Consider the following 19,755-nt stretch of genomic DNA (forward strand, 5'->3'; position numbering starts at 1 on the left):
TTGCTTGACCTTTGGCCGCAAGAAATCAAAATCCGATGCCTGAATAGGCATCGGATTTTTTTATGCGTCTGGCTCGGGCACTGGAACTCACCCACAACTTCGTCTCGACTCCCAACTCCCTCGAAGGGTTGGACTCGTTGCTTGATCCATCTCTGGTCGAACAGGCATTGGAGCAGGCCGGTGTAGCCACTTTGCGCAGGCGACGCTTACCTTTGGAAATGATGCTTTGGTGCGTCATCTCCATGGCGTTTTTTCGACGCATGTCGGCGTGGGATGTGGTCAGTCGCATGAACATCATGCTGCCTGGGCAACGTCCGCTGGTCGCGCCCAGCGCCGTAGTCCAAGCCCGTCAGCGGCTGGGCAGCGAGGCCGTACGACAAGTCTTCGATCTGACTCAGAAAAGCTGGCATGAAGCGGCCAGTCATCCGACCTGGGCCGGGTTGCGCTTGCTGGGTGTCGACGGCGTCGTCTGGCGTACGCCCGATACACCGGAAAACCGTGCGCGTTACGACTCCGCCAGCAACCAGCATGGCGATACTGGTTTTCCTCAGGTGCGCATGGTTTGCCAAATGGAATTGACCAGTCACTTACTGATTGGCAGCGCGTTTGACGGCTATCGCAGCAACGAGATGAAACTGGCGGAGCAACTGATCGAAACCACCCCCGATCACTCGCTGACGCTGTTCGATCGCGGCTTTTATTCCTTGGGGTTGCTGCATCAATGGCAGCAAGCAGGCATCGAGCGACATTGGTTGATGCCGCTGAAAAAAGGCTCGCAGTACGAAGTGCTTCAGCGTTTGGGGCGCCACGATGCTGTGGTCTCGTTGAGTACTTCGCCGCAGGCCCGCAAGCAATGGCCTGGATTGCCGGAGCGCCTGACTGCGCGGCTTCTGAGCAAAACCGTCAAGGGCAAGGTTTGTCAGATACTGACGTCGATGGCCGACTCATTACGCTTCCCGTCCGACGAAATCGTCGATCTCTACAGCCAGCGATGGGAGATCGAGTTAGGGTTTAGAGAAATGAAGCAGACCCTGCTGAACAGCAGCTATACGCTGCGCAGCAAGACGCCCGAAATGATTGAGCAGGAACTGTGGGGCGTGTTGTTGGGCTACAACCTGTTGCGTTATCAGATGGTGGAGATGAGCCGCCATTGTCCAGGCATCCATCCATGCGAACTGAGCTTCACCGCGTGCACTTGGGCGATCTTGGGGTTTATCAACGGCGTTTCTGCGGATCGTTCGGGGAACATCCCCAAATATCTCGCAGAGTTGCATGCCTCAGCCCCGCATTATGTCCTGCCACATCGACGCGAGGAGCGCATTTATCCTCGGGCAATCAGGCTCAAATCGCCGAAGTATCCGATCAAAAACAAAAATGCCAGTCAGCTTAACTGACTGGCATTACCCGCAATGGCCTCCCTTTTTTGTATCTGTTGTCCCGTCCTGAATAAGGTTTACACCTTCTGACCCATTCTCAGGAGGGAGTAATGAATACGGGAGAAAGGCGCAGTCAGCGTGATTACACGCTGACCTTTAAATTGTCGGTCGTCGATCAAGTCGAAAAAGGTGAGCTGAGTTATAAAGAGGCTCAAGAGCGTTATGGCATTCAGGGTAAAACGACCGTACTGAACTGGTTACGCAGGCATGGTCGGCAGGACTGGAGTCAAGGCGCGTCCATTCGCTCCAAGAGACCCCGTTCCATGGATAAGCCCGATAAACCGCTGACACCCGAACAGCGAATCAAAGAGCTTGAAGAAAAGCTTGCCCAAGCCAACCAGAAAGCTCAGTTTTTCGAAGCCGTCGTTGATGTTTTGAAGAACGACTTCGGTGTTTCTGTCGTAAAAAAGCGATCCGGCAAGTCCTCTCCCAAGAGCAGATCCAAGGCCTGAGCATTAGTCGGGCTTGCCAATTCATGGGGATTTCCCGTCAGGCTTATTACAAGCGCAACCGGGCGTGTGATGCCCGGGCCCGTCATGCTCAGGAAGTGATGGGATTCGTGAGGGAAAAGCGACTCAGGCAACCGCGCCTTGGCACCCGAAAACTTCACAATCTAATGCGCACTGAGCCAGAAATGTCCGTAAAGGTTGGTCGAGACCGTTTATTCAATATCTTGCGAGATCGGCGCGAACTGGTTCCTCGCAGGCGGGCCTATCACAAAACAACAGACAGTCATCATCGCTTTCGCCGGCATCCAAACCTGCTCAAAGATGGGCCGATTCAGGTAGTCGCCAAGGCACCAGAGCAAGTATGGGTTGCGGACATCACCTACTTACCAACGCAAACGGGTGTGGCTTATCTGAGTTTGATCACCGATGCGTACTCTCGAAAAATCGTGGGTCACCATGTCCATGAAAGCTTGCACACCGAATCGGTGATCCAGGCGTTCAACAAAGCCCTGAAGCAGCGGACAACGGAACAACACTTGGTGCACCACTCGGACAGAGGCGTTCAATACTGCTCCGAGCTTTATCAGCGGCTGCATGCCAAGTACGTGTCCCGTCCTGAATAAGGTTTACACCTTCTGACCCATTCTCAGGAGGGAGTAATGAATACGGGAGAAAGGCGCAGTCAGCGTGATTACACGCTGACCTTTAAATTGTCGGTCGTCGATCAAGTCGAAAAAGGTGAGTTGAGTTATAAAGAGGCTCAAGAGCGTTATGGCATTCAGGGTAAAACGACCGTACTGAACTGGTTACGCAGGCATGGTCGGCAGGACTGGAGTCAAGGCGCGTCCATTCGCTCCAAGAGACCCCGTTCCATGGATAAGCCCGATAAACCGCTGACACCCGAACAGCGAATCAAAGAGCTTGAAGAAAAGCTTGCCCAAGCCAACCAGAAAGCTCAGTTTTTCGAAGCCGTCGTTGATGTTTTGAAGAACGACTTCGGTGTTTCTGTCGTAAAAAAGCGATCCGGCAAGTCCTCTCCCAAGAGCAGATCCAAGGCCTGAGCATTAGTCGGGCTTGCCAATTCATGGGGATTTCCCGTCAGGCTTATTACAAGCGCAACCGGGCGTGTGATGCCCGGGCCCGTCATGCCCAGGAAGTGATGGGATTCGTGAGGGAAAAGCGACTCAGGCAACCGCGCCTTGGCACCCGAAAACTTCACAATCTAATGCGCACTGAGCCAGAAATGTCCGTAAAGGTTGGTCGAGACCGTTTATTCAATATCTTGCGAGATCGGCGCGAACTGGTTCCTCGCAGGCGGGCCTATCACAAAACAACAGACAGTCATCATCGCTTTCGCCGGCATCCAAACCTGCTCAAAGATGGGCCGATTCAGGTAGTCGCCAAGGCACCAGAGCAAGTATGGGTTGCGGACATCACCTACTTACCAACGCAAACGGGTGTGGCTTATCTGAGTTTGATCACCGATGCGTACTCTCGAAAAATCGTGGGTCACCATGTCCATGAAAGCTTGCACACCGAATCGGTGATCCAGGCGTTCAACAAAGCCCTGAAGCAGCGGACAACGGAACAACACTTGGTGCACCACTCGGACAGAGGCGTTCAATACTGCTCCGAGCTTTATCAGCGGCTGCATGCCAAGTACGGCATCACCTGCTCAATGACCGATGGCTACGACTGCTACCAAAATGCATTGGCTGAGCGTGTGAATGGAATTTTGAAAAACGAGTTAATGCTGCATCGGCCCAAAGATTTTGCAGATGCCATCCGGATGGTGGACGAGTCGGTGCAGATCTATAACAACGAGCGGCCTCATCTGTCGCTGAAATACAAAACGCCCGATGCGGTGCATCGGGCGTTTTGAGGTTGAAACAGGTGTAAACCTATTTCAGGACTAGACACTGCTATTTACTCAGGGCATGTCCCACCCTCTGGGTTCATCACGTCGACTTTTACTAATGCTCTTTGCGACACCCCAATAACATTTCCATCACGTATCACTGAATACCGGGCATCTAACGATCCGCTCCCAATCGGTTTGATCTTCGTTGCGTAGGGCTCGACATTGAGATCCACGAACCGCTCTCCGACAATGGAATCGATCATGTGGACAACCTTAAAATCGGTCCCCGGGACAGGCTGCAATCCGTTGGTGGTCGAGTAACCCTGCGTCACCAACTCGATGACGTCCCCAATCATAATGGACTTTTGAATCTCAATACGAACAGGAACACCCGTGACAGGACTGGGCTCACTGAAACATGAGATGTATCCAAACCGGTTCGCGCTTGGAAAGGTGGCATCACTCAATGCAATCATTAACATCACTCCTTGAAAGTGTCCTGGATTCGACAAAATCCCAGATCGAGTAAAACCAAATTTTCGAGCGCCGCCAACTGTTACTTATGACAGGTCAAAGAGACTATTTTGGAATAAAAAGTTTGCTTTACCCCCGCCATTCACTCGTTTGGTCGCGCATGGTTTAGATGTGGGACAATACCCGCCACTTTCAGCCATACCCGAATCGACCACGCCCATGAACGCCCCCCGTACACCCAAACCTGCGCGCAAGAAGCCTGACTCCGCGACCCCGGCCAAGACCGTCGAGCCGCGTGAAAAGGCCAGCCTGCACCCACGCAATCGCCATCAGGGTCGTTACGACTTCCCGGCGCTGATCAAAACCACGCCGGAACTGGCGAAGTTCGTGATCATCAACCCGTACGGCAAGGAAAGCATCGACTTCGCCAGCCCCGACGCGGTACGCGTGTTCAACCGGGCGCTGCTCAGGTCGTTCTATGGCATTCAGCATTGGGACATCCCGGCGGACTACCTCTGCCCACCAGTGCCGGGCCGTGCCGATTACGTGCACTTCCTCGCTGACCTGCTGGCCAGCATGAACGACGGCAAGGTTCCGCGTGGCGCGATTGTCAACGTGCTGGACATCGGTATGGGTGCCAACTGCGTTTATCCGCTGATCGGCAACAGCGAATACCGCTGGCACTTCCTCGGCTCGGAAATCGACCCGACGGCCGTTGCAGCGGCCAAGGCGATTGTCCAGTCGAACGACCTGAGCAAGGTCATCCAGCTGCGCCAACAGGAGAATCGCAAGCACATCCTGATCGGTTTGCTGGAACCGGGCGAACGCTTTGACCTGACCATGTGCAATCCGCCGTTCCACGCTTCAATGGATGAAGCGACCAAGGGCAGTGAGCGCAAGTGGCGGGCACTGGGTAAAGCCGACCCGAAACGCAAACTGCCGGTGCTGAACTTCGGTGGCCAGTCGGCCGAGTTGTGGTGTGAAGGTGGCGAAGCACGTTTCGTGACGCAACTGATCGCCGAGAGCGCGAACTTCCAACACAAAGTGCTGTGGTTCAGCACACTGGTGTCGAAAGCTTCCAATCTGCCGGCCATCGAAACCGCGCTGAAGAAGGCTGGCGTGCTGGAAAGCCAAGTGGTGGAAATGTCCCAAGGGCAGAAACAGAGCCGCTTCGTCGCCTGGACCTTCCAGACCAAGTCTGAACAGCAGATCTGGCGCCGCGAGCGCTGGACGCGCTAAACATCGCATAGACCGACGCAGGTCAATTGTGGGAGCGAGCCTGCTCGCGAAGGCGGAGTGTCAGTTAACTTAAATATCGACTGACACAGCGCTTTCGCGAGCAGGCTCGCTCCCACATTGGATGGCGTGGCATCGCCAAATCGCAGACACAAAAAAACCGTGCCCGGATCGCTCCGGAGCACGGTTTTTTTTATCGCTGCGTCTTACTTGTTCACAGCGTCGGTCAGGCCTTTGGCCACAACCAGCTTGATCACTTTCTTTGCAGGGATTTCGATGGCAGCGCCAGTCGAAGGGTTACGGCCAGTGCGGGCAGGACGCTCGGTCACTTTCAGCTTGCCGATACCTGGCAAGGTGATTTCGCCGCCGTTTTCCAGCTGATCGGCAACGATTTGGCCCAGTTGGTCCAGAGCGTTACGCGCGGTGGTTTTCGGCGCGTCGATAGCTTCAGCGATGTCGGCGATCAGTTGGTCTTTAGTAAGAGCCATGTAGTGTTCCTTCCCTATCAAATTCATATGGATTGCAGAGTGCAGTGTCAGCCATCGAGCCCGATCTTCTGGATCTGGCACCCTCGGCGATAACCACGACGAGTCGGGTTATAGATACCGAAATCAGGGTTTGGTTCGACCTGACAAATGCTGATTGCACGCTTAACGCAGTGACTTCGCGTAAGACCGGGCAAAACTAGCACAGAGACGGGGAAATATCCGCCTCTAGCTACCCATTTGGTCAGCTTTATTGCTCTAAACCGGTAAAAAACCGCATAAGGACGAGTACCTGCCCCGGATTTGCCCTCCACCCCGCGCCAAAACCAGTGGTTGCGGTACACTGGGCGCTTTTTCGGGGGAGCCTGCCCTCCTCCCTTCCAACAGCCGAGAAGCCCATGCCGATCCGTCATTGCATCGTCCACCTGATCGACAAAAAACCCGACGGCACGCCCGCAGTTCTGCACGCTCGTGACTCCGAACTGGCGGAGTCCGCGGCCATCGAGAACATGCTTGCCGACCTCAACGAGAGCTACAACGCCAAACAGGGCAAAGCCTGGGGTCTGTTCCATCCGGAATCCGGCGCGTTCCCGTTCAGCGGCTGGCTGAAGGAGTACATGGAAGGCGGCAAGGACTTCACCGCGTTCAGCAAAGTGGCGGTCGAGCACCTGCAGAAGCTGATGGAAGAGTCGAACCTGTCGGTAGGCGGCCACGTGTTGTTCGCCCACTACCAGCAAGGCATGACCGATTACCTGGCGATCGCCCTGCTGCACCACAGCGAAGGCGTGGCGGTAACCGATTCGCTGGATGTGACGCCGTCGCGCCACCTGGACCTCGGCCAATTGCACCTGGCAGCGCGAATCAACGTTTCCGAGTGGCAGAACAACAAGCAGTCCAAGCAGTACATCTCGTTCATCAAGGGCAAGAACGGCAAAAAGGTGTCGGAATACTTCCGCGACTTCATCGGCTGCCAGGAAGGCGTCGACGGCCCGGGCGAGACCCGCACCCTGCTCAAGGCCTTCAGTGACTTCGTTGAAAGCGAAGACCTGCCGGAAGAGTCGGCCCGCGAGAAAACCAAGACCCTGGTGGATTACGCCAGCAGCCAGGCCAATCTTGGCGAACCGATGGGCCTGGAAGAACTGTCGGAGTTGATCGACGAGGAACGCCCGAAAGCCTTTTACGATCACATCCGCAACAAGGACTACGGCCTGTCGCCGGAGATTCCGGCGGATAAACGCACCCTCAATCAGTTCCGCCGCTTCACCGGTCGCGCCGAAGGCCTGTCGATCAGCTTTGAAGCGCACCTGCTGGGCTCGAAGATCGAGTACGACGAAGAGGCCGGCACCTTGGTGATCAAGGGCTTGCCGACGTCGCTTACCGACCAGCTGAAGCGCCGCAACTGATGCTCGGCAACGTGCTGAAGAAGGTCGCGCTGGTTCTGCTGGTGGTGGTGGTCTATCAGAACTGGGGCAAGATCGAGCGGGTGTTTAATCCGGCGCAGATGGTTTCCGAGCAGACCCGCGCTCAGGCCAGTGTCGTGCTGTACGCCACTGACTGGTGCGGCTACTGCAAGCAGACCAAGCGCTTTCTCGACAGCAAGGGCATTCCTTTCAAGGAATTCGATATCGAGAAGGATGCCGAAGCGCGCAAGGCCTACGAGGCGCTCGGCGGACGCGGGATTCCGCTGATTGATGTCAACGGTACGTTGATTCGCGGGTTTGACCCGGACGAGATCCTCGCTGCCCTGAGATAACCAATGTAGGAGTGAGCCTGCTCGAGAAGACGGCTGATCATTCAACACTGTTGTTGTCTGACACAGCGCTTTCGCGAGCAGGCTCGCTCCCACAATGGATCTTTAGCGGGCTTCGATGCGGAAGCCGAAGCGCGGGAAGTGCACATGCACCACACCGCCACGCTCGTCATCGCGACGTATGATCAACTCTTCACTGCCAGCAAACAGCAACTCACCCACCACCGGATCAACCCCGTAATCCGTCGCAGCAATCGCCACTTGTTGCCCAGCCTTGAAGCCATTCGGATCTACGAACTGCTCGTCAGGCAATGCCGCTGGTGTCGAGTTGCGTGCAACCTCCAGCGCCTCTTCGGAGGTCATTTCGCTTGCCGCGCCATGGCCGAACCCCAGCACTCGGCCCAACCACGCGGAGACAGCCGGATACTCATCCACCAGCGGCGCGGTGACGTGCGTGGCCTTGAGGAACCACAGCGGGTGCGCCAGCGCAAAGTCGGCAATCGATGGCTCACCGAACAGGAAGTCGCCCTGCTCGCGCTGGAGCTGCTGCTCCAGACGCGCCATGATCGTCGGCCACTGGTGCTTGGCCTGCTCGGCAGATAAACGCGTGGCGCTGCCACCGCTGAACAGCCCGGCACGGTCGGCCAGAAACGCCTTGATCGCCTCCGGCGGCAACTTGCCGAAACGCACCGCTACCGATTCCGGCTGGAACACCAGACTGACGGCATGTTGGAACACCACCGAGTCAGCCCACGCGGCGAAACTGGCGGCGATCATTTCCTGTCCTTCAGGGAAGAACGACGGCTGGGCTTTTTCCTGCTCCAGTCGGCGGGCGATCAAGGACGTGTCGCAATAGATGTCGGCGCCGATCTGCAGCACCGGCGTCTTGCGGTAGCCGCCAGTCAGAGCGGTCAGATCCGGTTTCGGCATCACCGGCGAGATATGCACCGAGCGCCAGGACAAGCCTTTGAAACCCAGCAGCAGGCGGGCCTTTTCCGCGAATGGGGACGTCGGGTAGTGGTGCAGAATCAACTCGGACATACTCGGCTCCGCCGCTCAGATAGTGAGTTGGCAGCTTAACGCGCATTTGCTTAGCAGCCTACAGATCTGCCTGATGGGAACCCATCAGGCAGATTGATAAGACGCCACCAGGCATTCCTTGGCGCTCTTGCGCAGTTTTTTGATCAACCGTTCCTGGCGCAACGCATCGCTTTTGTCGCGACAAAGCTCGGTGTAGACCAACGCCATGGCCGGGCTGGAGAGGAAGAACCGTGCGCCCTTGCCGCTTTGATGCTTGGCGAAACGGCGGACGGGATCGTCGCTGATCCCGCAATACAACGAACCATTGGCCGCGCGCACGAGGTAGACGAACCAGGACTTGCTCACAGGCTCGACAACTTCGACAGATTTTTCGCTAAGGCTGGTCACTTTGGGATCAAGGTGTGTAGGAAACAGGCCGCGATCTTATCAGCGACCGGCCTGAAATGCCTTCAGTCCCTTCAGCGCCTGAGCACGAACAGCGTTGCGCACCAAAGGCGTCCACCCGAGTAACACGCCTTTGAACCCCAGAGCCTGACGCGACCAGCGCCACAGATCGAAGTGATCGTGGTGCTCGCAAATCTTGCCGTCACGAAACACGAAGCGCGCCTGGATATCGTTGACCACCACGTTGCCGGTCTGGCTGAACAGATAGGTCGCCACCCAGTGCGCGCCACCGCTACGCTCATCGGCACGGACGTTGTCGAAGGTCAGTGAGAAGTCCTTGGCGCGGGTGGTGAGCATGCGCCACATGTCGCCGGCATCGCGCCCGCGCAGCTCGCCGAAGGCCGGGTCGCTGAACACCACGTCGTCGGTGTAGCACGCAGCCATGGCCTCGGCATCGAGTCGCTGGAAGGCCTGGTAGAAGCGGGTGATCAACGCGGCGTGGGCTTCGCTCATGGGCAAACTCCGGAAAGTGGACAGATTGCCAGCACGATAATCTGCAACGCCGGGAAACACTATCGGCATTCGCACAGCGAATACCCGCAGTACACAAATCCAGTGTGGGAGCGGGCTTGCTCGCGAATGCAGTGGGTCAGCCAACATTGAGGGTGACTGATACACCGCATTCGCGAGCAAGCCCGCTCCCACCTTTTGAAATCAGTGGATTCAGATTTTTTCGCTTTGCACTTGCACGAACAGTGCACGCCCGGCACCCAGGCCGGCGAGGATCGCGCCACAGCCAATGATGCCGAAAATCCAGCCCACCGCATTCCAGCCGCCCGTCCAGTCATGCACCACGCCGACTGCGAACGGCCCCATCGAAGCCAGCGTGTAACCGAAGCCTTGAGCCATGCTCGACAAGTTTGCTGCGACATGGGCGTCACGCGAGCGCAGTACGATCAACGTCAGCGCCAGACTGAATGCACCGCCCTGCCCCAGACCCAGCAGAATCGCCCAGCCCCACAGGCCTTCGATCGGCGCATACAGGCAACCGAACAGACCGCCGAGGGTCAGCGCCATCACGACCACGATTGCCAGACGCTGATCCTTGCCGCGGGTCGCCAGCCACGGAGCGGCCAGCGAACTGGCGAGCTGGATGATCACTGAGCCGGAGAGCACCAGACCGGCCTGTGTCGGCGTCAGGCCACGGCCAATGAGGATCGATGGCAGCCAGCCGAACACGATATAGGCCAACGACGACTGCAAACCCATGTACAAGGTCACCTGCCACGCCAGCGGATCACGCAACAGACCGCGCACGCGGTAAGCAACGTTGTGCGCACCGTGCTTTTGCCCGACTTGCGGCAGCCAGAACACTGCGGCCAACAGCGCCGGGATTACCCAGAAGCCCAGGCCCAGCGCCCAGTTGTTGTCGAAGTGTTCGCTCAACGGCACGGTCGAACCCGCCGCCATTGCCGCGCCCAGGCACAGGGCCATGGTGTAGACGCCGGTCATGGTGCCGGCGTGTTTGGCGAAATCGCGCTTGACGATGCCCGGCAGCAGCACGCCGATAATGCCGATGCTCGCACCGCCCAGCACGCTGCCGGCGAACAGACCTATCTCACCGAAGTTGCTGCGCAGGATGATCCCGCCGGCGAGTGTCAGCAGGATGCCAAGCACCACCCGTTCGGCGCCGAAGCGCCGCGCCAGAATCGGCGCCAGCGGTGCGAACAAGCCCAGGCACAGCACTGGCAGAGTGGTCAGCAGACCGGCCTGCGCGGCAGACAAGCCTAGGCTTTTCGACACTTCGCTGAGCAGCGGCGCCATGCTCGACAGTGCCGGACGCAGGTTCAGCGCCACCAAAATCAATCCCAGCAGCAACAGCCACGGGCGCCGGACCAGCGGGTGACTTTGCTGCACTTGCTCGTCATCCGCCTCGGCATCGATCAGCAGCTCTTCAAGCTCTGCCGTGCGTTTCGGGGTTGTGGATAACTCACTGCGGGACATGGACTTCTCGGTTTCAAGGTTCATTGATCAACTGCCTCGATAAAGCTTTGGCCCGCTCCGGGTCACGTTGTTCGACGGCATCGAGCAACTCGATGTGCAAGTCGAACACTTCCTGGCGGCGCGGGACGATGTTCAGGGTCTGACGCAATTGCGCGCCGACGATGCTGGAGAAATAGCGATACAGCTCGCTGAGGGTCGGGTTGTGTGCGGCGTCGACCAGTCGGCGGTGGAACACCAGATCGCAGGCGATGTAGGTGTCGAGGTCGCCGTGGTAGTGGCTGCCGCTGGTGCCGAGTGCTTCACGCAAGGCGACCAGATCCTCATCCGTGCGGCGCAACGCCGCCAGGCCAATGGCCTCGACTTCAAGGATATGCCGGGTCTCGCGCGCCTGTTCCAGCGAGCAACGGGACAACGCCTTGAGCGTGTCCAGCGGATCAACCACCGCGCGCAGATAACTGCCGTCGCCCTGACGGATCTCGATCAACCCGGAAAACGCCAATACGCGCATGGCTTCGCGCACGGTGTTACGGCTGATGCCCAGCTCGGCGCACAGCTCGGGTTCGGTCGGCAATCGCTCGCCGACCTGCCAGGTGCCGCTGTTGATGCGCTGACGCAATTGATCCAAGGCCTGATCGACCAAGGACCGCTTAACAAGAGGAGAAATGTCTGACATAGGATTCGCCCTTTCATCCAATCATAGGATGAATTTTCCGACATGGTAGTCAGACCCGTGTAGGACGGCAACCACCTAGGGTGAATGGGAGGGAAATGGAGCGGAATTTTCGATTAGTCAAAATTACCCTTTAAGGGTAATTTCAGGGACAGGGTTTTGGTTTCTTATGGAGAAGAACACGCCCCATTACGACTTGGCGGTGATCAAGGCTGAGGTCCGGCGGCTTGGAAAAAAAGCCTTTACCAAGACCTCGGCAGATTCAGGCGAGTATCTCGGCTTTAGCATCAGCGAGATGCAAGAGATCGTTTTCGAATTGCAGAACAGGATGTTGTACAAATCGATGACCAGCTACGACGATCATCGGGTCTGGCAAGACGTGTATCACACCCATTCACAAGATCTGGAGATTTACATCAAGGTGACCTACCGCCCCGGTGGCGGCCCACCGGTAATCTCCTTCAAGGAGAAAAACCCATGAAAACCCAGCAATGTGTCAGCTGCGGTGCACGTGAGGGAATGAGACATTTTGCAGGGCGCGGCGAAACCCTGAGTGTCAAAGGCATGGAGCGCCGTGTAGATGATCTTTCTGGTTGGGAATGCCAGCAGTGCGGAGAGGTTGAGTGGGATCACGATACCGATAGCGCGGAACGTTATTGTGATGCAGGGGATGAGCTGGTTTTCGCTGCCAGGCAAATGATCGGCGCCGAGATGAAGCGTATTCGGCGCAAATTGCACCTTACGCAAAAAGAGACGGTGCAACTGCTGTCCGGTGGAGGGCATAACGCGTTCTCTCGCTACGAACGCGGCGAAATACTACCGCCCAAGGCGTTGATGCTGCTGATGCGACTATTGGATCGTTACCCGTACTTGCTGACCGATGCGAAAATTCTCGGTGAAGGTGCAGACTTGAGAGGCTTCAAGCACACCATCCACAAAGAACACGAAACCCTCACCGTATCCTGACCCCAAAAAAACAAACCCGGCACAAGGCCGGGTTCGTTTTACTCACAAACCATCAATGCAAAATCTGACTCAAGAACAACTTCGTCCGCTCATTCTGCGGATTGTCGAAGAAGTCATTCGGCGCCGCCTGCTCAACGATCTCCCCCTTGTCCATGAAGATCACGCGATTGGCCACGGTGCGGGCGAAGCCCATTTCGTGGGTCACGCAGAGCATGGTCATGCCGTCTTCGGCCAGGCCGATCATGGTGTCCAGAACCTCTTTCACCATCTCAGGGTCGAGTGCCGAGGTTGGTTCGTCGAACAGCATGATTTTCGGTTTCATGCACAGTGCGCGGGCGATCGCCACACGCTGCTGCTGGCCGCCGGACAGTTGCCCCGGGAATTTATGCGCCTGCTCCGGAATGCGTACGCGCTCCAGGTAATGCATGGCGATTTCCTCGGCCTTGCGCTTGGGCATCTTGCGCACCCACATCGGCGCCAGGGTACAGTTCTGCAAAATGGTCAGGTGCGGGAACAGGTTGAAGTGCTGGAACACCATGCCGACTTCACGACGGATCGCTTCGATCTGTTTGAGGTCATTGGTCAGTTCCACGCCATCCACAACGATGCGGCCCTGCTGGTGTTCTTCCAGACGATTGAGGCAACGGATGGTGGTCGACTTGCCGGAACCCGACGGGCCGCACAGGACGATACGCTCGCCCTGTTTTACGTTGAGGTTGATGTCTTTCAGCACGTGGAACTGGCCGTACCACTTGTTGACGCCCTGCATCTGAATGATGCCTTCAGGACCCACAGGCTTTTTGATTGCTTCGCTCATTTACAGAGAACTCCTAACGCTTGTGGCCAGTGTCGAGCTTGCGTTCCAGATGCATGGAATAGCGCGACATACCAAAACAGAAAATCCAGAACACCAGGGCGGCGAACACGTAGCCTTCGGTGGCCATGCCCAGCCATTTCGGATCGGCAGCGGCTTGCTTGACGCTGTTGAGCAGGTCAAAGAGGCCGATGATGATCACCAGACTGGTGTCCTTGAACAGCGCAATGAAGGTGTTGACGATGCCGGGGATCACCATCTTCAGGGCTTGCGGCAGAATCACCAGGCCCATCGAACGCCAATAACCGAGGCCCATCGCGGCAGCGGCTTCGTACTGTCCTTTGGGAATCGCTTGCAGACCGCCACGCACCACTTCGGCGACGTAGGCCGACTGGAACAGGATCACGCCGATCAGCGCCCGCAGCAGCTTGTCGAAGTTCATGCCTTCGGGCAGGAACAGCGGCAGCATCACCGAGGACATGAACAGCACCGTGATCAACGGCACGCCACGCCAGAACTCGATGAAGGTCACGCAGACCACACGAATCGCTGGCATGTTCGAACGTCGACCCAGCGCCAGCACGATGCCAAGCGGCAAGGCGCCAGCGATACCGACGGTGGCGATCACCAGAGTCAGCATCAAGCCGCCCCATTGGCTGGTCGCGACGGTTTGCAGGCCGAATACGCCGCCGTGCAGCAGGCACCAGGCGACAATCGGATAGATCACCAGAAAGCTCAACCCGTACACCGCTTTACGCGGGAAGCGCGAGATGAACAGTGGCGCCACGCCGATCACTGCCAGCCACACGGTCAGGTCCACGCGCCAGCGCAGGCCGGTCGGGTAATAGCCATACATGAACTGACCGAAGCGTTGCTGGATGAACACCCAGCAGGCGCCCTCCTTGGTGCAATCGGCCTGGGTGGTGCCGACCCAGTTGGCGTCGAGGATCGCCCACCCCAGAATCGGCGGAACGATCAGGTAGATCAGGTAGAACGCGAACAGCGTCAGCAGGGTGTTGAGCCAGCTGGAGAACATGTTCGCGCGCATCCATGCCACTACGCCGATGCTACTGCTCGGTGGGGGCATGTCGGGTTTGAAAGTATGAGTACTCATGCGCTTTTCCTTACCGCTCGATCAGCGCAATGCGCTTGTTGTACCAGTTCATCAGCAGGGAAATGCTGATACTGATCGCCAGGTACACGCTCATGGTGATCGCAATCACTTCGATCGCCTGACCGGTCTGGTTGAGCACGGTGCCGGCGAACAGCGAAACCATTTCCGGATAACCGATACCGGCGGCCAGCGAGGAGTTCTTCGCCAGGTTCAGGTATTGGCTGGTCAGCGGCGGGATGATCACCCGCAGCGCCTGGGGAATTATCACCTTGCGAAGGGTCGGGCCTTCACGCAAACCGAGCGAACGGGCCGCTTCGGTCTGGCCGTGGCTGACCGACTTGATCCCCGAACGCACGATCTCGGCGATGAACGCCGCGGTGTAAACGGTCAGGGCCAGGGTCAAGGCCAGCAGTTCCGGGATAAGCACCCAGCCGCCAACGAAGTTGAAGCCCTTGAGTTCGGGCATTTCCCAGTGCAGCGGAGCGCCGAAGATCAGCGCGCACAAACTCGGGATCACCAGCAGAATCGCCAGACCTACCCAGAACTTGTGGAACGGCTCACCGGTCGCTTCAAAGCGTTTGTTGGCCCAGCGGCACATCAGCACGATGCCGACGATGGCCACCACTACGCTGATCACGAACGCCCAGAAACCATCAGCTGCCAGCGCGGCCGGCATGTTCAGGCCACGGCTGCTGACAAAGAAAGTGTCGCCGAAGTTGTGGCTGTTCCGCGGTCCCGGCATGGTCAGGAACACCGCGAAGTACCAGAACAGGATTTGCAGCAGGGGCGGAATGTTGCGGAAGACTTCCACATACACGGTCGCCAGCTTGCTGATGATCCAGTTCGGCGATAGACGCGCGACACCAATGATGAAGCCCAGCAGAGTCGCCAGGATCACGCCGATGATGGTCACCAGCAATGTATTGAGCAGACCGATCACAAACACGCGGGCATAGCTGTCCGCTTCGGTGTAGTCGATCAGGGTTTGAGCGATGCCGAACCCGGCACTGCGCTCCAGAAAGCTGAAGCCGGAGGTGATGCCCCGGTGTTCAAGGTTGGTTTGTGTGTTATCGAACAGGAACCAGCCCAGGGAGACGACTGCCACGATGGTGACGATCTGAAATACCCAGGCGCGCACTCGCGGATCGCTGAGGCTGAGCCTCTGCTTTGGTGCGCCGATTGATTTTTGCATGAAGTGCCCCGGAAAAAATGGAACAAGAACATCACCCGGCGGTTGGCCCGCCGGGTGATAGAACCATTAGCGCACTGGTGGTGCGTACTGAATGCCGCCGTTGTTCCACAGGGCGTTCAGGCCACGGTCGATTTCCAGCGGAGTGTTCTTGCCGAGGTTTTTCTCGAACACTTCACCGTAGTTGCCGACCTGCTTGACGATCTGCACGACCCAGTCCTTCGGCAGTTTCAGGTCTTTGCCGTATTCACCGTCAGCACCGAGCATACGAGCGACGTCCGGATTCTTGGTGGACTTGGCTTCAGCTTCGACATTCTTCGAAGTGATGCCGGCCTCTTCAGCGTTGAGCATGGCGTAGCCAGTCCAGCGCACTACAGCCAGCCACTCGTCGTCGCCGTTACGCACGACCGGACCCAGTGGTTCCTTGGAAATGGTTTCCGGCAGAACCACGTAGTCTTTCGGCGAAGCCAGTTTGCTGCGCTGGGCGAACAGCTGGGATTTGTCGGAAGTCAGCACGTCGCAACGACCGGATTCCAGCGACTTGGCGCTTTCATCGGAGGTGTCGAAAGTGATTGGGGTGTATTTCAGACCGTTGCCGCGGAAGTAGTCGGAAACGTTGAGCTCGGTGGTAGTACCGGCCTGGATGCAGATGGTTGCGCCGTCCAGCTCTTTGGCACTCTTCACGCCCAGCTTGTTGTTTACCAGGAAGCCGATGCCGTCATAGTAGGTAATGAAGCCCGGGAATTTCAGGCCCATGCCCGCATCACGGGAGCTGGTCATGGTGGTGTTGCGCGACAGGATGTCGATCTCGCCGGACTGCAGCGCGGTGAAGCGCTCCTTGGCGTTCAACTGACTGAATTTGACCTTGGTTGCGTCGCCGAATACGGCAGCAGCTACTGCGCGGCAGAAATCAGCGTCGATGCCGAGGATCTTGCCGGTAGCGTCCGGAACCGAGAAGCCCGGCAGACCGTCGCTCACGCCACACTGCACGAAACCTTTCTTCTGCACGGCATCCAGGGTTGCACCCGCCTGAGCGAACCCGCTGACGCCGAGTACTGCTGCTGCAGTCACGATCGCCAGAGTGGATTTCAACATCTTCATTCAAACCTCCAGTTTTGCTCTTGTTGTGTCGGAGCTTGAGTCCAGTCGCACCCTTTTGAGGCGGTGTTGACCCTAGTTGGCTTTTTATTGGGTCAACCGACGTAAAGACCTTCGCTATGAGTGTTTCAGGAGAAAATCCACATCATGGACAACTCACTTCTCACCAATTGGCCGAACGGGCTGTAGCCCTTTCATATTCGCTAAGCCCATGGCGGCCATTGGCGAACATCCATTACCGGATTCTTTGCATCCCATCGTCAGGCGTTCACTGATAGTGTTACCGCCAGGCGCGAGATCGATTGCACGACTACCTCATAGCAAAGCCCGTACCACACAGGGCACTGATGCGATTGAGCGACAGGTCAATAGCAAAACTTGTAGCCTTGCGACATCTTCTTAACGGATCAACCGGGCGCGCACGCAAATCACGCACTCATTGAGAGCGCCCGCACATAATTGGAGCAGCCATGACTGAGCCCTTGATTCTTCAGCCTGTTAAGCCCGCAGACGCTTGCGTGATCTGGCTGCACGGCCTCGGCGCCGACCGCTACGACTTCCTGCCAGTGGCCGAAGCCTTGCAGGAAAACCTGCTGTCGACGCGCTTCGTGCTGCCTCAGGCACCGACACGTCCGGTCACCATTAATGGCGGATATGCCATGCCGAGCTGGTACGACATCAAAGCCATGAGCCCGGCGCGAGCGATCGACCGGGATGAACTGGAAGTGTCCGCCGGGCACGTCATCGAATTGATCGAGAACCAGCGCGCCAGCGGAATAGACGCCTCGCGGATTTTCCTCGCCGGTTTTTCCCAGGGTGGCGCCGTGGCCTTGCACACCGCTTTTCTGAAATGGCAGGGGCCGTTGGGTGGCGTCCTGGCATTGTCGACGTATGCGCCGACGTTCAGCGATGAACTGGAGTTATCCGCCAGCCAGCAGCGCATTCCGGTGCTGTCGCTGCACGGTCAGTTCGATAACGTCGTGCAGAACTCGATGGGCCGCAGCGCCTACGAGTACTTAAAGAAGCATGGTGTCACCGTGACATGGCAGGAATACCCAATGGAGCACGAAGTGTTACCCGAAGAAATTCGCGACATCGGCGTGTGGTTGAGCGAGCGATTGCGCTGATTCATCAGTCACAAACCGCCCTTTGATCCCTCCCACTACGCCGCGCCCGATTCTTGCATTACACTGGCCGGCGTACATTCCTTAACCAATTGATGAGATGACCGTGCTCAAAGCACTCAAGAAGATGTTCGGTAAAAGCGAGGCTGAGCAGCTCGCGCCAGTTCCCAGTGCGCCGTCGCACGCCCCCGGTCATCGCAGCGATGCCCGCCAGGCCGACCGCCCCGCTACCGTAGCGGCACCGAAACAAGACTCACAACCGGCCGCCGTCGCCACTTCAGTAGCAGCGCCTGTTGCAGACAGCGTCAGCAGCGAAGCGCCGAAACCGGCCAGACCGCGGCGCGAACCGAAGCCCAAGGCTGCGGTTATCCCGTGGAAACTCGAAGACTTCGTCGTCGAGCCGCAGGAAGGCAAAACCCGCTTTCACGATTTCAAACTGTCCCCGGAACTGATGCACGCCATCCAGGACCTGGGCTTCCCGTATTGCACGCCGATCCAGGCGCAGGTGCTGGGCTTCACCCTCGCCGGCAAAGACGCCATCGGCCGCGCGCAGACCGGTACCGGCAAGACCGCCGCGTTCCTGATCTCGATCATCACCCAACTGCTGCAAACGCCGCCGCCGAAAGAACGCTACATGGGCGAACCCCGTGCACTGATCATCGCGCCGACCCGTGAGCTGGTGGTGCAGATTGCAAAAGACGCCGCTGACCTGACCAAGTACACCGGCCTCAATGTGATGACGTTTGTCGGCGGCATGGACTTCGACAAGCAGCTCAAGCACCTCGAAGCGCGCCATTGCGACATTCTTGTGGCAACGCCGGGCCGTCTGCTCGACTTCAACCAGCGCGGCGACGTGCACCTGGACATGGTCGAAGTGATGGTGCTGGACGAAGCCGACCGTATGCTCGACATGGGTTTCATCCCGCAGGTTCGGCAGATCATTCGCCAGACCCCGCCGAAAAGCGAACGTCAGACGCTGCTGTTCTCCGCGACTTTCACCGAAGACGTGATGAATCTCGCCAAGCAGTGGACCACCGACCCGTCGATCGTCGAGATCGAATCGCAAAACGTGGCCAACGAAAACGTCGAGCAGCACATCTATGCCGTGGCCGGTGCCGACAAGTACAAACTGCTCTTCAACCTGGTCAACGATAACGGCTGGGAGCGGGTGATCGTGTTTGCCAACCGCAAGGACGAAGTACGCCGCATCGAAGAACGCCTGGTGCGTGACGGCATCAACGCTGCGCAACTGTCCGGCGACGTGCCGCAGCACAAACGCATCAAAACCCTGGAAGGCTTTCGCGAAGGCAAGATTCGCGTATTGGTCGCCACCGATGTCGCCGGTCGCGGCATCCACATCGACGGCATCAGCCACGTGATCAACTTCACCTTGCCGGAAGTCCCGGACGACTACGTGCACCGCATCGGCCGTACCGGTCGCGCTGGCGCCGACGGTGTGTCGATCAGCTTCGCCGGCGAGGACGACTCCTACCAGTTGCCGTCCATCGAAGAGAAGCTCGGTCGCAAGATCAGCTGTGAAACGCCGCCAACGCATCTGCTGCGGGCGGTTGAGCGTAAGCGTGCGCAGTAAGCGACGCAAATAAAGAGAAGCGCAGCCGGCAACGGACTGCGCTTTTTTTTTGCCCGGCATTTCATCAGG

20 protein-coding genes and 1 pseudogene are annotated in these 19,755 nt (G+C 57.7%); 10 read left to right on the forward strand and 11 right to left on the reverse strand.

The annotated features are described in order from the left end of the window. The first annotated feature begins 62 nt into the window (after positions 1 to 62). From ATI02_RS09800 to ATI02_RS09810, 3 genes and pseudogenes are all read left to right on the forward strand, one after another. Complete coding sequence (locus ATI02_RS09800) at positions 63 to 1,394, forward strand: IS4 family transposase (protein ID WP_100845361.1); 1,332 nt, start codon at positions 63 to 65, stop codon at positions 1,392 to 1,394. 92 nt (positions 1,395 to 1,486) lie between these two features. Continuing rightward, a pseudogene (locus ATI02_RS09805) lies at positions 1,487 to 2,490 on the forward strand (IS3 family transposase); the annotation flags it as partial. Between the two features lie 54 nt (positions 2,491 to 2,544). Further along, a protein-coding gene (locus ATI02_RS09810; protein ID WP_095190254.1) for an IS3 family transposase occupies positions 2,545 to 3,767 on the forward strand; the annotation gives its coding sequence in 2 pieces (ribosomal slippage) (positions 2,545 to 2,896 and positions 2,896 to 3,767; 1,224 coding nt in all). 44 nt (positions 3,768 to 3,811) lie between these two features. On the opposite strand, the gene ATI02_RS09815 is transcribed toward ATI02_RS09810, so the two are convergent. Continuing rightward, complete coding sequence (locus ATI02_RS09815) at positions 3,812 to 4,222, reverse strand: hypothetical protein (protein WP_100846153.1); 411 nt, start codon at positions 4,220 to 4,222, stop codon at positions 3,812 to 3,814. 217 nt (positions 4,223 to 4,439) lie between these two features. Here ATI02_RS09815 and rlmF point away from each other — a divergent pair, with 217 nt between their 5' ends. Continuing rightward, positions 4,440 to 5,459 carry a 23S rRNA (adenine(1618)-N(6))-methyltransferase RlmF gene (gene rlmF / locus ATI02_RS09820; protein WP_100846154.1) on the forward strand — a complete coding sequence of 340 codons (1,020 nt, stop codon included), beginning with the start codon at positions 4,440 to 4,442 and terminating at the stop codon, positions 5,457 to 5,459. 203 nt (positions 5,460 to 5,662) lie between these two features. Here rlmF and ATI02_RS09825 read toward each other — a convergent pair whose 3' ends face one another. Continuing rightward, on the reverse strand, positions 5,663 to 5,944 hold the full coding sequence (locus ATI02_RS09825) for an HU family DNA-binding protein (protein WP_003221909.1): 282 nt from the start codon (positions 5,942 to 5,944) through the stop codon (positions 5,663 to 5,665). Between the two features lie 395 nt (positions 5,945 to 6,339). Here ATI02_RS09825 and yejK point away from each other — a divergent pair, with 395 nt between their 5' ends. Both yejK and ATI02_RS09835 read left to right on the forward strand, forming a co-directional pair. Continuing rightward, positions 6,340 to 7,344: a nucleoid-associated protein YejK gene (gene yejK, locus ATI02_RS09830; RefSeq protein ID WP_100846155.1), complete on the forward strand. Its 1,005-nt coding sequence runs from the start codon at positions 6,340 to 6,342 to the stop codon at positions 7,342 to 7,344. Then, on the forward strand, positions 7,344 to 7,694 hold the full coding sequence (locus ATI02_RS09835; protein WP_095188825.1) for a glutaredoxin family protein: 351 nt from the start codon (positions 7,344 to 7,346) through the stop codon (positions 7,692 to 7,694). The genes yejK and ATI02_RS09835 overlap by 1 nt, the downstream gene beginning before the upstream one ends. A 102-nt stretch (positions 7,695 to 7,796) precedes the next feature. On the opposite strand, the gene ATI02_RS09840 is transcribed toward ATI02_RS09835, so the two are convergent. The 5 genes from ATI02_RS09840 to ATI02_RS09865 all read right to left on the reverse strand — a co-directional run bounded on the left by ATI02_RS09840 (position 7,797) and on the right by ATI02_RS09865 (position 11,793). After that, a complete protein-coding gene (locus tag ATI02_RS09840) occupies positions 7,797 to 8,732 on the reverse strand; it encodes a glutathione S-transferase family protein (protein WP_100846156.1) in 936 nt (311 codons plus the stop codon). 84 nt (positions 8,733 to 8,816) lie between these two features. Next, entirely contained in the window at positions 8,817 to 9,119 is a 303-nt protein-coding gene (locus ATI02_RS09845) for a GIY-YIG nuclease family protein (protein WP_095188823.1), read from the reverse strand. 39 nt (positions 9,120 to 9,158) lie between these two features. After that, positions 9,159 to 9,629 carry a nuclear transport factor 2 family protein gene (locus tag ATI02_RS09850; protein WP_100846157.1) on the reverse strand — a complete coding sequence of 157 codons (471 nt, stop codon included), beginning with the start codon at positions 9,627 to 9,629 and terminating at the stop codon, positions 9,159 to 9,161. Between the two features lie 210 nt (positions 9,630 to 9,839). Next, positions 9,840 to 11,144: a CynX/NimT family MFS transporter gene (locus ATI02_RS09860; protein WP_100846158.1), complete on the reverse strand. Its 1,305-nt coding sequence runs from the start codon at positions 11,142 to 11,144 to the stop codon at positions 9,840 to 9,842. Next, the gene (locus tag ATI02_RS09865; RefSeq protein WP_100846159.1) at positions 11,134 to 11,793 is read right to left on the reverse strand and encodes a FadR/GntR family transcriptional regulator; all 660 of its coding nucleotides are present in this window, start codon (positions 11,791 to 11,793) and stop codon (positions 11,134 to 11,136) included. The genes ATI02_RS09860 and ATI02_RS09865 overlap by 11 nt, the downstream gene beginning before the upstream one ends. Positions 11,794 to 11,959: 166 nt before the next feature. Between ATI02_RS09865 and ATI02_RS09870 the strand changes: the two genes are divergently transcribed. Both ATI02_RS09870 and ATI02_RS09875 read left to right on the forward strand, forming a co-directional pair. Then, the gene (locus ATI02_RS09870) at positions 11,960 to 12,271 is read left to right on the forward strand and encodes a type II toxin-antitoxin system MqsR family toxin (protein WP_095188819.1); all 312 of its coding nucleotides are present in this window, start codon (positions 11,960 to 11,962) and stop codon (positions 12,269 to 12,271) included. Beyond that, positions 12,268 to 12,756 (forward strand): type II TA system antitoxin MqsA family protein, encoded by a 489-nt coding sequence (locus ATI02_RS09875; RefSeq protein WP_095188818.1) that lies wholly within the window; start codon positions 12,268 to 12,270, stop codon positions 12,754 to 12,756. The genes ATI02_RS09870 and ATI02_RS09875 overlap by 4 nt, the downstream gene beginning before the upstream one ends. Positions 12,757 to 12,808: 52 nt before the next feature. On the opposite strand, the gene ATI02_RS09880 is transcribed toward ATI02_RS09875, so the two are convergent. The 4 genes from ATI02_RS09880 to ATI02_RS09895 form a co-directional block, all read right to left on the reverse strand. Continuing rightward, a complete protein-coding gene (locus ATI02_RS09880; protein ID WP_008080191.1) occupies positions 12,809 to 13,573 on the reverse strand; it encodes an amino acid ABC transporter ATP-binding protein in 765 nt (254 codons plus the stop codon). Between the two features lie 13 nt (positions 13,574 to 13,586). Beyond that, on the reverse strand, positions 13,587 to 14,684 hold the full coding sequence (locus tag ATI02_RS09885) for an amino acid ABC transporter permease (RefSeq protein ID WP_047299835.1): 1,098 nt from the start codon (positions 14,682 to 14,684) through the stop codon (positions 13,587 to 13,589). A 10-nt stretch (positions 14,685 to 14,694) separates the two neighbouring features. Continuing rightward, positions 14,695 to 15,876, reverse strand: coding sequence for an amino acid ABC transporter permease (locus ATI02_RS09890; RefSeq protein ID WP_042557769.1), 1,182 nt, complete (start codon positions 15,874 to 15,876; stop codon positions 14,695 to 14,697). Between the two features lie 66 nt (positions 15,877 to 15,942). After that, positions 15,943 to 16,974 carry an amino acid ABC transporter substrate-binding protein gene (locus ATI02_RS09895; RefSeq protein WP_042557768.1) on the reverse strand — a complete coding sequence of 344 codons (1,032 nt, stop codon included), beginning with the start codon at positions 16,972 to 16,974 and terminating at the stop codon, positions 15,943 to 15,945. Positions 16,975 to 17,441: 467 nt separating this feature from the next. Between ATI02_RS09895 and ATI02_RS09900 the strand changes: the two genes are divergently transcribed. Together ATI02_RS09900 and rhlB are read left to right on the forward strand one after the other, a co-directional pair. After that, a complete protein-coding gene (locus ATI02_RS09900; protein ID WP_100846160.1) occupies positions 17,442 to 18,098 on the forward strand; it encodes an alpha/beta hydrolase in 657 nt (218 codons plus the stop codon). A gap of 97 nt (positions 18,099 to 18,195) precedes the next feature. Beyond that, positions 18,196 to 19,686: an ATP-dependent RNA helicase RhlB gene (gene rhlB, locus ATI02_RS09905; RefSeq protein WP_095188815.1), complete on the forward strand. Its 1,491-nt coding sequence runs from the start codon at positions 18,196 to 18,198 to the stop codon at positions 19,684 to 19,686. The last annotated feature ends 69 nt before the right edge of the window (positions 19,687 to 19,755 follow it).

The organism is Pseudomonas baetica (assembly GCF_002813455.1).
GTDB lineage: Bacteria > Pseudomonadota > Gammaproteobacteria > Pseudomonadales > Pseudomonadaceae > Aquipseudomonas > Aquipseudomonas baetica.

What these genes read in the sequence shown, in the direction of transcription:
- ATI02_RS09800 (WP_100845361.1), top strand. Translation starts at nt 63, where the DNA reads ATGCGTCTGGCTCGGGCACTGGAACTCACCCACAACTTCGTCTCGACT.
- ATI02_RS09815 (WP_100846153.1), bottom strand. Translation starts at nt 4,222, where the DNA reads ATGATTGCATTGAGTGATGCCACCTTTCCAAGCGCGAACCGGTTTGGA.
- rlmF (WP_100846154.1), top strand. Translation starts at nt 4,440, where the DNA reads ATGAACGCCCCCCGTACACCCAAACCTGCGCGCAAGAAGCCTGACTCC.
- ATI02_RS09825 (WP_003221909.1), bottom strand. Translation starts at nt 5,944, where the DNA reads ATGGCTCTTACTAAAGACCAACTGATCGCCGACATCGCTGAAGCTATC.
- yejK (WP_100846155.1), top strand. Translation starts at nt 6,340, where the DNA reads ATGCCGATCCGTCATTGCATCGTCCACCTGATCGACAAAAAACCCGAC.
- ATI02_RS09835 (WP_095188825.1), top strand. Translation starts at nt 7,344, where the DNA reads ATGCTCGGCAACGTGCTGAAGAAGGTCGCGCTGGTTCTGCTGGTGGTG.
- ATI02_RS09840 (WP_100846156.1), bottom strand. Translation starts at nt 8,732, where the DNA reads ATGTCCGAGTTGATTCTGCACCACTACCCGACGTCCCCATTCGCGGAA.
- ATI02_RS09850 (WP_100846157.1), bottom strand. Translation starts at nt 9,629, where the DNA reads ATGAGCGAAGCCCACGCCGCGTTGATCACCCGCTTCTACCAGGCCTTC.
- ATI02_RS09860 (WP_100846158.1), bottom strand. Translation starts at nt 11,144, where the DNA reads ATGAACCTTGAAACCGAGAAGTCCATGTCCCGCAGTGAGTTATCCACA.
- ATI02_RS09865 (WP_100846159.1), bottom strand. Translation starts at nt 11,793, where the DNA reads ATGTCAGACATTTCTCCTCTTGTTAAGCGGTCCTTGGTCGATCAGGCC.
- ATI02_RS09870 (WP_095188819.1), top strand. Translation starts at nt 11,960, where the DNA reads ATGGAGAAGAACACGCCCCATTACGACTTGGCGGTGATCAAGGCTGAG.
- ATI02_RS09875 (WP_095188818.1), top strand. Translation starts at nt 12,268, where the DNA reads ATGAAAACCCAGCAATGTGTCAGCTGCGGTGCACGTGAGGGAATGAGA.
- ATI02_RS09880 (WP_008080191.1), bottom strand. Translation starts at nt 13,573, where the DNA reads ATGAGCGAAGCAATCAAAAAGCCTGTGGGTCCTGAAGGCATCATTCAG.
- ATI02_RS09885 (WP_047299835.1), bottom strand. Translation starts at nt 14,684, where the DNA reads ATGAGTACTCATACTTTCAAACCCGACATGCCCCCACCGAGCAGTAGC.
- ATI02_RS09890 (WP_042557769.1), bottom strand. Translation starts at nt 15,876, where the DNA reads ATGCAAAAATCAATCGGCGCACCAAAGCAGAGGCTCAGCCTCAGCGAT.
- ATI02_RS09895 (WP_042557768.1), bottom strand. Translation starts at nt 16,974, where the DNA reads ATGAAGATGTTGAAATCCACTCTGGCGATCGTGACTGCAGCAGCAGTA.
- ATI02_RS09900 (WP_100846160.1), top strand. Translation starts at nt 17,442, where the DNA reads ATGACTGAGCCCTTGATTCTTCAGCCTGTTAAGCCCGCAGACGCTTGC.
- rhlB (WP_095188815.1), top strand. Translation starts at nt 18,196, where the DNA reads ATGACCGTGCTCAAAGCACTCAAGAAGATGTTCGGTAAAAGCGAGGCT.